General features: G+C 63.1%; 15 protein-coding genes. 8 read left to right on the plus strand and 7 right to left on the minus strand.

Annotation, left to right across the window (positions count from 1 at the left end):
* The first annotated feature begins 89 nt into the window (after positions 1-89).
* From J8I26_RS19340 to J8I26_RS19360, 5 genes are all read left to right on the plus strand, one after another.
* Positions 90-1,010, plus strand: a complete 921-nt coding sequence (locus tag J8I26_RS19340) for a branched-chain amino acid transaminase (RefSeq protein ID WP_209608742.1) — start codon at positions 90-92, stop codon at positions 1,008-1,010.
* 70 nt (positions 1,011-1,080) lie between these two features.
* On the plus strand, positions 1,081-1,281 hold the full coding sequence (locus tag J8I26_RS19345) for a zinc-finger domain-containing protein (RefSeq protein WP_141914392.1): 201 nt from the start codon (positions 1,081-1,083) through the stop codon (positions 1,279-1,281).
* 50 nt (positions 1,282-1,331) lie between these two features.
* Complete coding sequence (locus J8I26_RS19350) at positions 1,332-1,769, plus strand: nuclear transport factor 2 family protein (RefSeq protein WP_209608743.1); 438 nt, start codon at positions 1,332-1,334, stop codon at positions 1,767-1,769.
* 48 nt (positions 1,770-1,817) lie between these two features.
* Positions 1,818-2,810 (plus strand): alpha/beta fold hydrolase, encoded by a 993-nt coding sequence (locus J8I26_RS19355; protein WP_209608744.1) that lies wholly within the window; start codon positions 1,818-1,820, stop codon positions 2,808-2,810.
* On the plus strand, positions 2,803-3,411 hold the full coding sequence (locus tag J8I26_RS19360; protein ID WP_209608745.1) for a DUF2946 family protein: 609 nt from the start codon (positions 2,803-2,805) through the stop codon (positions 3,409-3,411). Before J8I26_RS19355 ends, J8I26_RS19360 begins: the two co-directional genes overlap by 8 nt.
* Positions 3,412-3,453: 42 nt before the next feature.
* On the opposite strand, the gene J8I26_RS19365 is transcribed toward J8I26_RS19360, so the two are convergent.
* A complete protein-coding gene (locus J8I26_RS19365) occupies positions 3,454-5,010 on the minus strand; it encodes a M48 family metalloprotease (protein WP_209608746.1) in 1,557 nt (518 codons plus the stop codon).
* A 158-nt stretch (positions 5,011-5,168) separates the two neighbouring features.
* Here J8I26_RS19365 and moaC point away from each other — a divergent pair, with 158 nt between their 5' ends.
* Positions 5,169-5,678 (plus strand): cyclic pyranopterin monophosphate synthase MoaC, encoded by a 510-nt coding sequence (moaC, locus tag J8I26_RS19370; RefSeq protein ID WP_209608747.1) that lies wholly within the window; start codon positions 5,169-5,171, stop codon positions 5,676-5,678.
* Positions 5,679-5,765: 87 nt separating this feature from the next.
* Here the strand turns inward: moaC and J8I26_RS19375 are convergent, their stop codons facing one another.
* The 6 genes from J8I26_RS19375 to recA all read right to left on the minus strand — a co-directional run bounded on the left by J8I26_RS19375 (position 5,766) and on the right by recA (position 11,807).
* Positions 5,766-6,275: a pilin gene (locus J8I26_RS19375; protein ID WP_209608748.1), complete on the minus strand. Its 510-nt coding sequence runs from the start codon at positions 6,273-6,275 to the stop codon at positions 5,766-5,768.
* A gap of 201 nt (positions 6,276-6,476) precedes the next feature.
* Positions 6,477-7,202 (minus strand): TerC family protein, encoded by a 726-nt coding sequence (locus tag J8I26_RS19380; RefSeq protein WP_209608749.1) that lies wholly within the window; start codon positions 7,200-7,202, stop codon positions 6,477-6,479.
* 145 nt (positions 7,203-7,347) lie between these two features.
* A complete protein-coding gene (gene sucD / locus J8I26_RS19385) occupies positions 7,348-8,229 on the minus strand; it encodes a succinate--CoA ligase subunit alpha (protein ID WP_079216758.1) in 882 nt (293 codons plus the stop codon).
* A 98-nt stretch (positions 8,230-8,327) separates the two neighbouring features.
* On the minus strand, positions 8,328-9,494 hold the full coding sequence (gene sucC, locus J8I26_RS19390) for an ADP-forming succinate--CoA ligase subunit beta (protein ID WP_209608750.1): 1,167 nt from the start codon (positions 9,492-9,494) through the stop codon (positions 8,328-8,330).
* A 511-nt stretch (positions 9,495-10,005) separates the two neighbouring features.
* Positions 10,006-10,470, minus strand: a complete 465-nt coding sequence (gene recX, locus J8I26_RS19395; protein WP_209608751.1) for a recombination regulator RecX — start codon at positions 10,468-10,470, stop codon at positions 10,006-10,008.
* A gap of 284 nt (positions 10,471-10,754) precedes the next feature.
* Positions 10,755-11,807, minus strand: a complete 1,053-nt coding sequence (gene recA / locus J8I26_RS19400; RefSeq protein ID WP_209608752.1) for a recombinase RecA — start codon at positions 11,805-11,807, stop codon at positions 10,755-10,757.
* A 370-nt stretch (positions 11,808-12,177) separates the two neighbouring features.
* Here recA and J8I26_RS19405 point away from each other — a divergent pair, with 370 nt between their 5' ends.
* Positions 12,178-13,806, plus strand: coding sequence for a tetratricopeptide repeat protein (locus J8I26_RS19405; protein WP_209608753.1), 1,629 nt, complete (start codon positions 12,178-12,180; stop codon positions 13,804-13,806).
* Between the two features lie 2 nt (positions 13,807-13,808).
* A complete protein-coding gene (locus tag J8I26_RS19410) occupies positions 13,809-14,417 on the plus strand; it encodes a HAMP domain-containing sensor histidine kinase (RefSeq protein ID WP_209608754.1) in 609 nt (202 codons plus the stop codon).
* The last annotated feature ends 28 nt before the right edge of the window (positions 14,418-14,445 follow it).

Genomic DNA, 14,445 nt, shown 5'->3' on the forward strand with positions numbered 1-14,445 from the left:
TTTTGCTCGCTTGAATCCGCTAAAATGGAGCTCTTTCGTACCGATAACGCTCTGGTGACCGTTATCGATTCATTCCGGGGAGATCCATCATGTCCATGGCAGACCGCGACGGCAAAATCTGGAAGGACGGCGAGCTGATCGACTGGCGCGACGCCACCGTCCACGTGCTCACCCATACCCTGCATTACGGCATGGGCGTGTTCGAAGGCGTGCGCGCCTACAAGACGCCCGAGGGCACGGCGATCTTCCGCCTGAAGGAGCACACCCAGCGCCTGTTCAACTCGGCCAAGATCTTCCAGATGGACATGCCGTTCGACCAGCAGACCATCTACGAGGCGCAGCGCCAGGTAGTGCGTGAGAACAAGCTGGAGTCATGCTACCTCCGTCCGCTGGTGTGGATCGGCTCGGAGAAACTGGGCGTGTCCGCCAAGGGCAACAAGATCCACGTGGCGATCGCCGCCTGGCCGTGGGGCGCCTATCTCGGGGAAGACGGCATCAACAAGGGCATCAGCGTGAAGACGTCGTCGTTCTCGCGCCACCACGTCAACGTCTCGCTGGTGCGCGCCAAGGCCTGCGGCTACTACATCAACTCCATCCTGGCCAACCAGGAAGCGCTGGCCGACGGCTACGACGAAGCCCTGCTGCTGGACACCGACGGCTACGTCTCGGAAGGCTCGGGCGAGAACGTCTTCATCGTCAAGAACGGCAAGGTGTACACCCCTGACCTGGCCTCCTGCCTGGACGGCATCACCCGCGACGCCGTGCTGACCATGGCGCGCGACCTGGGCATCGAAGTCGTCGAAAAGCGCATTACCCGCGACGAGATGTATTGCGCCGATGAAGCCTTCTTCACCGGCACCGCCGCCGAGATCACGCCGATCCGCGAGCTCGACCGCCGCACCATCGGCAACGGCGCGCGCGGCCCGATCACCGAGAAGCTGCAGACGCTGTTCTTCGATATCGTCTCCGGCCGCGCACCGCAGTACAAGCACTGGCTCACGCTGGTGTAAGCAGGACCGAACCTCTTCATTACCGCAACATCGTTTCAACGCTCAACCAGCACCACCTACGGAGAACAACATGAGCCAGGCTCAAGCATCCCAGGCAGTCGTCCAACTCGAAGGCAAAGACCTGCCGGCCCACTGCCCCAACCCCAACATGACCAGCTGGAGCTCGCACCCGCGCGTGTTCCTGGAGCTGGACGACCACGGCGCCGCCAAGTGCCCGTACTGCGGCACCCAGTACCAGCTCAAGCCGGGCACCGTGGTCAAGGGCCACTAAGCACACCAAGAGGGCCGATGGCCCTCTTTTCATCTGATCCGGAGCTTCCCATGCCTCGCGCCAAACTGATCCATGGTTCCCCCGACGAAATCGAATCGGCCTATTACGACGCCCTCGCCCGCGCCGACCTGGAAGCATTGATGGATCTGTGGGCGGAGGACGAGGAAATCGTCTGCATCCATCCCGGCGCGCAACGCCTGGTGGGCCATGCCGAGATCCGTTCGGTGTGGGAAGACATCCTCAGCAACGGCGGCCTGCATATCCAGCCGCGCCAGTTGCACGCCACGCAGAACATGATGACGGCGGTGCACAGCGTGGTCGAAGAAATCGACCACGGCGGCCAGCAGCAGCAGCCGGACGTGCACGTCATCGCCACCAACGTCTATCTGAAAACCGCGCTGGGCTGGCGCATGGTGATGCACCATGCCTCGGTGGCGCCTGGCGCAGCGCCGGCCGAACCGATCTCCAGCGGCGCCATGCTGCACTGAAGACAGAAGCGCCGCACCATACCCGCAAGCACAAGCAAGGCTAGCAAGATGCTTTACATCCCACCCCGCTGGCTTCCCGGCGGACATCTGCAGACCATCTACCCGTCCACCTTCATCGCCAAGCCGCCCGTCACCTACCGGCGCGAGCGCTGGGAAGCGCCGGATGGCGACTTCATCGACATCGACTTCGTCGACGGCAAACCCGGCCGGCCGCTGGTGGTGCTGTTCCACGGGCTGGAAGGCTCGTCCGACAGCCACTACTGCCGCGCGCTGATGGCCGAAGTGCAGCGCCGCGGCTGGCACGGCGCGGTGCCGCACTTTCGCGGCTGCTCGGGTGAGATCAATCTGGCGCCGCGCTTCTACCATTCGGGCGATGCACAAGAAGTTGATTGGATCCTGCGCCGCTTGAAACAACGCCAACAAGACCTGGCCGCCACCCACCTGTACGCCACCGGCGTCTCGCTGGGCGCCAACGCGCTGCTGCGCTGGCTGGGCGAGTCGCAGCACCAGGCGGAGATCGTTGACGCCGCCTGCGCGGTCTCGGCGCCGCTCGACCTGGCCGGCGGCGGCGCTGCGCTGGCGCGCGGCTTCAACCGCCTCTACACCTGGGTGTTCCTACGTACCATGCGTCCCAAATGCCTGCTGAAGCTGGATCAGTTTCCCGGCCTGTTCGATCGCGAGGCGCTGCTCGGCGCGCGCGACCTGTACGCCTTCGACAACATCGTCACCGCACCGCTGCACGGTTACCGCGACACCGACGACTACTGGGATCGCGCCAGCGCCAGGCACATCCTGCACGACATCACGGTGCCCACGCTGGTGCTGAACGCGCAGAACGATCCCTTCCTGCCGGCGCGTCACCTGCCGCGCACCGCGGCGCCCGAGGTGGTGCTGGAATATCCCGAACAGGGCGGCCACGTCGGCTTCGCCGCCGGCGGTCCGCCGGGCAGCCTGGCATGGCTGCCAGCGCGCCTGCTGCACTTCCTGGAAGGGAAATCCGACACCGCCTTCGCCGCGCAGAAAGAACTCGCCCATGGATGAAATCGTCCGCCAGGCCATGACCAAGTGGCCCAATGTGCCGCATTGCTTCGGCTGGCTGCGGCTGGATGCACGCGGCGGCTGGCGCATGCGCGACGAACGCGCGCAGCACCTGAATTTGCCGGGCGAGCGCATCAGTCACCCTGCCCTGCTGGCTTTCATCGAACGCAATTATGCCGGTGACGAACAGGGCCGCTGGCACTTCCAGAACGGCCCGCAGCGCGTCTATGTCGACCTGGAGCTGACGCCCTACATCGTGCGCACGCAACCCGGCCCCGCCGGCGCGCCGCAGCTGGTATTCCACACCGGGGAGACGGTCGGGCAGATCGATGCCGCCTGGCTCGATGAACACGGCCGGCTCTACATCAGGGACGGGGAAAAATCAGGCGGCGTGGACGACCGCGACATGGCGCAGCTGCTGCCGCATCTGCAGGTGGATGACGACAGCGACGAGAACGAAGAGGCATTGTTGCGCTGGCTGGAAGGCGACGATAGCGTAACCGCCCGCCTCGTTCTGGGCACGTACATTATCGACCTGCAGCGCATCCGCTCGGATCATCTGGCGCAGCAATTCAATTTCACCGCCACGCCGCGCCAGGCGTAACGCCAAACATATCGCCAGGAGTCGGCAACAGGATCGCGACGCTCAGCCGCGATCCTTCATTTCCTTGGACTCGTCTTTCCAACGTTCTTTCCACTCGCGCTCGCGAGCGTCGATCTGCGACTGGTCATAGAAGGTCGCATCGGGTGCGCGGCGCGCGATGCCGAGCTGCTCGATCGCCGACAGCAGGCTGCCGTTCAACGCATACGATTCGGCCAGCGCCAGATGCTGCAAGGCCTGCTTGCCCTGCGCCGCGTAGGCCTTGGCCAGCAGGCCCTGGATCCGGGCGTCGCTGCGGTATAACTGCGCCTGGTCGCGCAGGTAAGCCACGGCCTCGTCGTAACGCTTGCTGGCGGTCAGCGCCTCGGCGTACTGGCGCGCGGCCACGCGTGAAATGGGGAACTGCTGGCGCATTGCCTCGGCCAGCTGCAGTGCCTGCGGCGCCTGCTTGCGGGCGATCTTGATGTCGATCTCCAGACTGGTGATCATGATGCCGGTCTTCAGCGGCATCGCTGCCTCCTGCGCCTCCTTGAGCATGGCGTCGGACTGTTCCAGCTTGTTTTGGCGATAGTAGACGTAGGCCAGGCCGTACTTGGCGGCCGCGGTCTGCAGCTTGGTGTTCTGCTTGGCCTGGTTCTGGAATTTCTCGGCCGATTCGCGCAAGCCCTGCACCGAATCGTTCTGCAATGCCTGGGTGCGCGCGCGCACCAGCTGGAACTCGGGATTGTCCACCCGCTGCTTGTAGCGCTGGTCGCGGATACGCGCCTCGATGTCGGCGATACGCTCGGTAGTCAGCGGGTGGGTCATCAGGTACGGCGGCACCACGTCGCTGTAGTTGCGCGAGGCGGCTTGCAGGCGACCGAAGAAGGTGACCATGCCGGATGGATCGTAGCCGCCGTCGCGCATGATCTGCAGGCCGATGCGGTCGGCCTCGCGCTCGGCGTCGCGGCTGAAGTTGAGCTGGCGCTGCACGGCCAGTCCGGTGCCGCCCATCATGGTGGCCATGGCGGCGTCACCGCCGGCCTTGGAGACGCCGGCCAGCGCGCCCAGCACGATGGCGGCCAGCTGGATCATCGAGTTTTGCTTTTGCTGGCCCAGCATGCGCGCGATGTGGCGCTGGGCCACGTGACCGATTTCGTGCGAGAGCACGCCGGCCAGTTCGGACTCCGACTGCGCCGCCACGACCAGGCCGCTGTTGACGCCGATGAAGCCGCCCGGCAGCGCGAAGGCGTTGAGCATCGGGTCGCGCACCATGAAGAACTGGAAGTCGAAGCCGGCTTCGCCGCGCACCTCGGGGTGGATCTGCACCAGATTCAGGCCGAAATTGTTGAGGTATTCCGAGACCGGGCCATCGTCGACGTAGTCGCGGTCGCCGCGAATGTCGCGCATGATCTGCTCACCCAGCTTGCGCTCGGTCAGCGGCGACAAGCCCTCGCGTTCGGTGTCGCCCAGCGTCGGCAGGTTCTGCGCCACGCCGGCCACCGGCGCAATCGCCAGCGGCACCGTGGGCAGCAGGAGCAGCGCGGCGGTCAGCGCGCGCGCCAGGACCCGGCGCACAGGGCGAAGTGAACGACGATCAGGCGAGGTGGCGTATCGTTGCATGGGCGAAAACGGTAAAGGATGACCTGCCGGCCGCAGGCGTCCGGACGCACAATCGGTCCGGCCACGGCTGCGGCTCGCCTGCTATGATACCCGCTCCCTCATGGGCGTTCCATGGCGGACATGCCATTTTGATCTCCACCACTTCTGCGATTCACACCATGCACACACCCGGCGACGACAACGCCCCCAACGGCGGCCTCACCCATTTTGACCAGAGCGGCCAGGCCCACATGGTCGACGTCGGCGGCAAAGAGCAAACGCACCGCGTGGCGGTGGCCAGCGGCGTGATCCGCATGAAGCCGGAAACGCTGGCCATCATCGAGTCCGGCAGCGCCAAAAAAGGCGACGTGCTGGGCATCGCCCGCATCGCCGCGATCATGGCGGCCAAGCGCACCGGCGACCTGATCCCCCTGTGCCACCCGCTGGCACTGACGCACGTATCGGTCGAGTTCGAGACCAATACCGCCGAGTCCAGCGTGCTGTGCACCGCGCGGGTGGAAACCTACGGCAAGACCGGCGTCGAGATGGAAGCGCTGACCGCCGTGCAGGTGGGCCTGCTGACGGTCTACGACATGAGCAAGGCAGTGGACAAAACCATGGTGATGACCGACATCTGCGTGACCGAGAAGCGCGGCGGCAAGAGCGATATCGCGATGGCGCGACCATAGGCCTGCATGGCCCCGCCAACGAAAAAGCGCCCCGAAGGGCGCTTTTTTTTCATACCTGAAATCGCTGCACTGAAAGCGCTGCTGCAATCAGCCGCGGCAATTGGCTGGCGCGTACTTGGCCGGCAGAGTACCGGCGACAAATGCTGTATTATCCACAGCGCCTGTGGCCACGGCCGCCTTAGCCACGTCCGCCGCCGCGCATTGCCACTGGATGGAAGTCGAACCGATCGTCGGCGTCAACGTCAGGGTTCCGCCGCCGCCCACGCGCTGACCGAACTTGATGGTGATCACGCCGCCGACGCCACGGTTTGCCATGGGCGTCACCGTGATGTCAGTCACGTCTGCGGTCGGCGTGAACTTGGCCGGCAAGCCGAGTTGTGCGTCCGTGAATACCCCGTTGTTGGCCTGCGCCTGCTCTGCCACCGCCAGCTTGTATGGCGCCGCCAGGTTCAGCCCCTCGGCCACGCGTGAACGCGCGATGTAGTCCTGATATTGGGAGGCGCCGATGGTGGCGAGAATGCCGATGATGGCGAGCGTCACCATCAATTCCAGCAGGGTAAAGCCTTGTTGCTTGCTCTTGCGTGCGACTGGTTTCATTGAATCCCCAAAAAATAAAATGGCGTTGCCAGTATCGGCACCGCCAGCGATGCGGCCAAGCGAATTTGTTCCAAACTAACAGGCTTTGACGCCGCGGTCGCTGACATGCGTCAAACATCGGCCGATGCGGAGCCTGGTCTCACGGCGGCGTCGAAAAAATCCGTAAATCATTTCGACCCGCCGCGCCTGGGACGACCGGCTTCAGATTCCTTCCCGCCCCTGCTTCCTGCGCTTCAGGCTCAGGCCCACCAGCACCACGCCGACGGCGCCGACCAGGCCGGGCAGGCTCAGGTGCAGCTGCGCGCCGGGCACCACGAACTCGGTGTCGGGGATGAAGCCCTGCAGATAGCCCCGCACGCCGACATCGCTGAAGATCATGCCGCCGGCGATATAGCCCAGCAGCGCCGCGCCCAGCGTGATAATAACCGGGAATTTTTCCATCAGCTTCAACACCAGGGTGCTACCCCAGACGATGATGGGAATGCTGACCACGATCCCGAACACCACCAGGGCCATCTGATGCTGGCCGGCTTGCTCGGCCGCGCTGGCGATGGCGATCACGTTGTCCAGGCTCATCACCAAGTCGGCCACAATCACGGTCTTGACCGCGCCCCACAGGCGATCGCTGCCGTTGACCTCGGCGTGCTCATCGTCCTCGTTGAGCAGCTTGACGCCGATCCACAGCAGCAGCAGGCCGCCGATCAGCTTCAGGAAGGGCAGCTCCAGCATGGTCACGGCGAAGGCGATCAGGGCGATGCGGATCGCGATGGCGCCGATGGTGCCCCAGACGATGCCCTTCATGCGCAGCTGCGCCGGCAGGTTGCGGCAGGCCAGCGCGATCACGATGGCGTTGTCGCCGCCGAGCAGGATATCGATCAGGATGATTTGTCCCACCGCCACCCAGTTCAGGTTTGCCAGGAATTCCATGCTGGTCCTTGTCCTTATGAATTCTTGATATCCGATGTCCGCGATATCCGTGAAAAAACATGGGGAGCCGCAGCTCCCCATATTGGTCTTGCAGTGACTATCCCGAGGCGCCGGGCGCTTCGGGACGGCCACCATACAGCATTGATTACAGCATGGCCTTCAGCAGACGCGCCATTTCGGACGGGTTGCGTGTGGCCTTGATGCCGCACTCTTCCATGATCGCCAGCTTGGCTTCGGCGGTGTCGGCACCGCCCGAGATCAGCGCGCCGGCGTGGCCCATGCGCTTGCCCGGAGGCGCGGTGACGCCAGCGATGAAGCCAACGACCGGCTTCTTCATGTTGTCACGGACCCAGTACGACGCGTTGGCTTCGTCAGGACCACCGATTTCACCGATCATGATGACGGCATCGGTGTCCGGATCGTCGTTGAATGCCTTCATGATGTCGATGTGCTTCAGACCGTTGATCGGGTCGCCACCGATACCGACTGCCGACGATTGGCCCAGACCCAGAGCGGTCAGCTGGCCGACGGCTTCGTAGGTCAGGGTGCCGGAACGGGAAACCACGCCGATACGACCCTTCTTGTGGATGTGACCCGGCATGATGCCGATCTTGATTTCGTCAGGGGTGATCAGGCCGGGGCAGTTCGGGCCCAGCAGCTTGGTCTTGGAACCGGCCTTTGCCATGCGGTCCTTCAGGGCCAGCATGTCACGCACGGGGATGCCTTCGGTGATGCAGATGGCCAGGTCCAGATCGGCTTCAACAGCTTCCCAGATCGCAGCGGCGGCGCCGGCGGGCGGCACGTAGATCACCGACACGGTCGCGCCGGTAGCCTTCTTGGCTTCAGTCACGTTGGCGTAGATGGGGATGCCTTCGAAGTCTTCACCGGCCTTCTTCGGGTTCACGCCTGCCACGAAGGCGTTCTTGCCATTCGCGTATTCACGGCACAAGCGGGTGTGGAACTGGCCGGTCTTGCCAGTGATGCCTTGCGTGATGACCTTGGTGTCTTTGTTGATGAGGATCGACATTTCTCTTCCTTGTCTGTGATGCCTGCACTGCTCGCGGCCGGGATGCCTTTGTCGCACCTGGCGCAGCCGCAGCGGCGCAGACTTGCATGTATGAGTTCTTACTTGCCTGCGGCAGCAGCCACAACCGACTTCGCTGCCTCTTCCATCGAATCGGCCGAGATGATCGGCAGACCGGAGTCAGCCAGCATCTTCTTGCCCAGGTCTTCGTTGGTGCCCTTCATGCGGACCACCAGCGGGACGCCCAGCGACACTGCCTTGGAGGCGGTGATGACGCCTTCGGCGATCACGTCACAGCGCATGATGCCGCCGAAGATGTTGACCAGGATGGCCTTCAGGTCGGGGTTCTTCAGCATGATCTTGAAGGCTTCGGTGACCTTCTCGGCAGTAGCGCCGCCGCCCACGTCCAGGAAGTTGGCCGGCTCGCCGCCGAACAGCTTGATGGTGTCCATAGTGGCCATGGCCAGACCGGCGCCGTTCACCAGGCAGCCGATGTTGCCGTCCAGGGAGATGTAAGCCAGGTCGAACTTGGAGGCTTCGACTTCAGCCGGATCTTCTTCGTCCAGGTCGCGGTAGGCGACGATTTCCGGGTGACGGAACAGGGCGTTGGAGTCGAAGTTGAACTTGGCGTCCAGGGCGATGACCTTGCCGTCGCCGGTCAGGATCAGCGGGTTGATTTCAGCCAGGGAAGCGTCGGTTTCCCAGTAAGCCTTGTACAGGCCTTGCAGGTTCTTGCGCGCTTCGGGGATGGAAGCGGCCGGCACGCCGATCTTGGCGGCCACGTCATCGGCGTCGGCATCGGTCAGGCCGGTGACGGGGTCGATGATCACGTTGTGAATCTTTTCCGGGTTGCTGTGGGCAACTTCTTCGATGTCCATGCCGCCTTCGCTGGAGGCCATCAGCACAACCTTTTGGCTCACGCGGTCGGTCACCAGGGAAACGTACAGTTCCTTCTTGATGTCGGCGCCTTCTTCGATCAGCAGGCGACGAACCTTCTGGCCTTCAGGACCGGTCTGGTGGGTCACCAGTTGCATGCCCATGATCTGGTTGGCGTATTCCTTGACCTGCTCGATGGACTTGGCCACCTTCACGCCGCCACCCTTGCCGCGACCGCCGGCATGGATCTGTGCCTTCACGACCCACACCGAGCCGCCCAGGCTCTTGGCTGCCGCTTCGACTTCGTCGACCGACATGCAAGGAATACCGCGCGGAACGGTTACGCCGAACTGGCGCAGGATTTCTTTACCCTGATACTCATGGATTTTCATGGGAGCTTCCCTTTAGACACTGAATGAATAAAACTTGCCGGATTGAAATTCTGTCGACGGCATGATGCCGGCGAACGAGAAAGCAGACCGCAACCCGCAGGCGGGCGTCGCATCCGAGGCCGGATGGGAACTGGCGCAGGCGTGAGCTGCGCGGGTTGCGAAAGAATTCGTAGAATTGGGCATGTGCATGCCGTCTGCATGAGTTGGTCTGATATTCGTCTCACGCCGGGCAATCCGGCGCGATGCGCATTATCTGTCTCCACCGCTGTCATCAGCCTTACATCGACGCACCGTTTAATAAAAACGACAAGCATCGACAGATCTCCTCAGGCTTCCGCGTTGCAGCAAAAACTTCCGAATTTTAGCACAGGCAATGAAGGGTGAGCGCCGGTAGCGCTAACATTGCCGATAAAGACTTGAAGGCGCGGCAGGCGGACATGACGGATTCGCCGACACATGCCATTCAGACCGGGAACGAGGTAAAAGAAAGTGGAGATTGAAGATGCGGCGCTCAGCCGCCATCCTCGTCATCCGCCCAGGCCGTGTTGAAGGCCTCGCGAATGCTGCGATGGGAAAAACCGCGCTGCTGCAGGAAGCGCATCTGCTTGGCGCGCGTCTCGACGTCGGCCGGTGGTTCGGCGAACTTGCGCCGCAAGACTTGCGCTGCGCGCTCGCCCTCACCTGCAGCCAGGTCGGCCTTGAGCTCGGCCAACCCGTCACCGCCGATGCCATGACCATGCAACTCGGACAGGATACGGTTGTTGCCGTAGCGCGCCGCACGCCGGTTCACCAGCGACTCGGAAAAACGTTCTTGGGAAAGGAAGCGGGATTGCTCAAGCCAGTTGAGCAAGGCCTCGATGTCGTCACCCTCTTGCGCGTAAGGGGCAAGCTTACGCGCAAGTTCCAGGCGACTATGCTCACGTGAAGAGAGATATTTGAGCGCCCGTGCTTTCAGGCTGATCGGCGGTCTGGGCATGACGTTCGACTACACGGACGTTGAAACGAATATTGCGGTTGATACGGTTGATGCGGTGATGGTGCACTTGCTGCCATTGATGCGGTTACTGCCGTTGATGCTGTGAAGCCGGCGCCTTCCCGTTGAGCTGGTCAAACACCGGCACGACTCAATACCTACTACAACCGCTGCGAGCGACGACGATCTTCCATGACGACATCCGCAGCGGATACAACCACCGGTACGACAGCGACGGGCCAGGCATCCCTTGCCGCCGCACCGGCTTATCTCTGCCTTGCGGGAAATCAGGAAGCTTGCGCTTCGGCTGCTTCGCCGCCGGCCAGCTCGGGCACGCCCAGGGCGACACGAACCTTGTTCTCGATCTCGCGCGCCAGTTCCGGACGTTCCTTCAGGAAGTTGCGGGCGTTGTCCTTGCCCTGGCCGATCTTCTCGCCGTTGTAGCTGTACCAGGCGCCGGACTTCTCGACCACCTTGTGTTCGGAGCCCAGGTCCAGGATCTCGCCTTCGCGGGAAGTGCCTTCGCCATACAGGATGTCGAAGTGGGCTTCGCGGAACGGCGGCGCAACCTTGTTCTTGACGACCTTGACGCGGGTTTCGCTGCCGATGACTTCGTCGCCGGACTTGATCGAGCCGGTGCGGCGGATGTCCAGGCGCACGGAGGCGTAAAACTTCAGCGCGTTGCCGCCGGTGGTGGTTTCCGGATTGCCGAACATGACGCCGATCTTCATGCGGATCTGGTTGATGAAGATGACGGTGGTGTTGGTGCGATTGATGCTGCCGGTCAGCTTGCGCAGCGCCTGCGACATCAGGCGGGCCTGCAGGCCGGGCAACGAGTCGCCCATGTCGCCTTCGATTTCAGCCTTGGGGGTCAGCGCCGCCACCGAGTCGACCACGACCAGGTCGACCGCGCCGGAGCGCACCAGGGCGTCGGTGATTTCCAGCGCCTGCTCACCGGTGTCCGGCTGCGAGATCAGCAGGTCGCTGAGGTTGACGCCCAGCTTTTGCGCGTAGGTCACGTCGAGCGCGTGCTCGGCATCGATGAAGGCGCAGGTGCCGCCCAGTTTTTGCATTTCGGCAATGGCTTGCAGGGTCAGCGTGGTCTTGCCCGAGGATTCCGGACCGTAGATCTCGACGACGCGGCCGCGCGGCAGGCCGCCGACGCCCAGGGCGATGTCCAGGCCCAGCGAGCCGGTCGACACGACCTGGATCTCTTCGCCGATGATGCCGTCTTCCATGCGCATCACGGAGCCCTTGCCAAACTGCTTTTCAATCTGCGCCAACGCGGCGGCCAGCGCTTTACCCTTTTCAGAGTTGTTCGCAGCTTTTTTGTCGTCCATAAATTTCTCTCGGCAAAAGGTCGTGAAGAAGTGTCTTACAGGAAAGGTATTGCTTGGATGCATCTGGCGCGCGGCGCGGTTTTGCGGAGTGCGCCAGACCAATGAAGCGATACTGTATAAAAAAACAGTAATTCGCGCAAGCGTTTTTAAATTGCGGCGGAAGAGGCAATTATAAGAGTGCAACAAAACCGCGCCGCGGCCGGCCTGCAACACCGGAGATGCGCGCCGGCGCAAAAACCGTCAAACTCGCGGTTTGCCTAGAAATGGATAAGGATTCCGTCCCTAAATTCGCTACGGAATCATGCTGATTTGATATACATTTCAGGCTAGCAATATAACGAGATAAAAGATTGTTTTATAGACGGTAGTCATGAGTTTAGTCCCCTTCAGCCATATCAGCGCGCTGCGCTGCCTCGTCATTGACGACATGCCGACGATGCGCCAGAACATCCGGATGCACCTCGGCCAGCTCGGAGTGACCAAGGTGGATCAGGCCGCCACGCCTGACGAAGCGATCCGCTTCGTGCAGTCGGGGAATTACGACCTCATCATCTGCGACTACAACCTGAACAAGGAAAGCAACGGCCAGCAGCTGCTGGAGTTCTTCCGCACCCAGAACATGCTCTCGCCGACCTCCATGTTCATCATGGTGACCGCCGAGAGCGGCTACAACCTGGTGGCCAGCGCCGCCGAGTTCCAGCCCGATGCCTACATGCTCAAACCGCTGACGGCCAGCCGCATCGCCGAGCGCGTCGATCGCCTGCTGGAAAAGCAGCACGCCATGCTGCCGGTGACCGAAAAGATGAAGCGCAAGGATTTCGCCGGCGCCATCATCGAGTGCGACAACGTGCTCAAGGCCGCGCCGAAGTGGATCGTCGAGATCATGAAGACCAAGGGCACGCTCCTCATCGAGCAGCGCCGCATCGACGAGGCGCGCGAGGTCTACCAGCAGGCGCTGGGTATGCGCGACGACCTGGTGTGGGCCAAGATCGGCCTGGCCCGCTGCAACATCGTGGCCGGCCAGTTGAGTGATGCGCGCACCATCATCCAGGACGTGCTGGCGCAAAACAAGCAGTTCATCGCCGCCTACGACCTGCTGGCGCAGATCGATGAAGCGCAGGGCAACCAGGAAGGCGCGCTCGCCGCGCTGACCACGTCCTCCGAGATCATTCCGTCGGCGCGCCGCAGCCGCCTGGTGGGCGAAGTCGCCTACCGCAGCGGCCACCTCGACCAGGCGCGCGAAGCCTACGACAAGGTGCTCAAGCACACCAAGGGTTCGCTCACCGCGCAACCGACCGACCTGCTGTCGCTGGCCCAAGTGCACGTCGACAGCGGCGATCCGGACCAGGCGCTGCGCCTGCTGGAAAGCGCGCCGCGCCGCTACGAAGAATCCAGCCTGTTCACCTCGGCCCAGGCAGCGGTGCAAGCGCAAGCCTACGTGCAGCTGGGCGACACCATCTCCGCCCAGCAGGCCTTCGAAGCCGCCAAGCAGGCCGCCGGCAAGGACATCTCGGAAGTCGCCACGCTGGCGCTGGCCAAGGCCGCCTTCTCGATGGGCAAGGATGACGAGGGCGCCAAGCTGATCGCCGACGCCATCAAGTCCGACCACGAAAACAAGAACCTGCAGACGCTGGCGCGCAAGGTACTGGCCGATACCGGCAAGAATGCGCTGGCCGACGAGCTCATTGACGGCGCCGTCAAGCACTGCATGAGCATCATCGCCGAGGCCAACGCGCTCATGCGCAGCGCCAAGCCCGACGAATCGCTGGCCAAGCTGGAAGAGGCGCTCAACAGCATGCCGGAGAACACCGGCGTGCTGCTCGCCTCGGCGCAGCTGCACCTGCTGTGGATGAGCCAGCGCGGTTGGAACGACGAGTACGTCAAACGCGTGCGGCGCTACCTCGCCACCCTGGACCGCCTGATTCCGGGCAATGACCGTGTCGCCAAGATGCACAAATTCCTGCGCGACACCCTGAGCAAAGTAGCCCCGAAGAGCTGACCATGGATCCCAAGCTTGCCGCGATCATCATTCACGACATCAAGAACTCCCTGGGCGTGCTGGAGGGCGAACTGCGTCGCCTGTCCGACGACGTGCCGCGCGTGCAGCAGGCGCACGTCACCTGCCTGGCGCTGCAGGAAAAACTGATCGCCTTCCTGACCTTGTACAAGGCCGACTCGCAAGGCCTGCGCGCGCAGGTGGAGGCGGTATCGCCGCTGGACTTCCTCGACGCCCTGCTGCGTGAGCACGGCGTGGGCCGCAACGGCAACGGCATCGACGTCAGCATCGACGAGACCGACATGCCGCTGATCGGCTTTTTCGACGAGCACCTGGTGGCGCTGGCACTGGAAGCCGCCTGGCAGAACGCCAGCCGCTTCGCGCGCTCGCGCATCGAGCTGGGCTGCCGCAAGAACCCGCAAGGCGGCGTGATCTTCACGGTGCGCGACGACGGCCCCGGCATCGGCACGCAAGAGAAGAAGCCCTCCACCGGGCTGGGCATGGACCTGTGCAATGCCATCGCCACCGCCCACAACAAGGAAAACCAGCACGGCGAGGCGCGGCTGTCCAACCATCCGGACGGCGGCGCGCTCTTTGAGCTCTGCCTGCCCTGACGCAACATCCCCGCTCCTGCAGCAACCG

The sequence above is a fragment of the Herbaspirillum sp. LeCh32-8 genome (genome assembly GCF_017814915.1).
GTDB lineage: Bacteria > Pseudomonadota > Gammaproteobacteria > Burkholderiales > Burkholderiaceae_D > Herbaspirillum.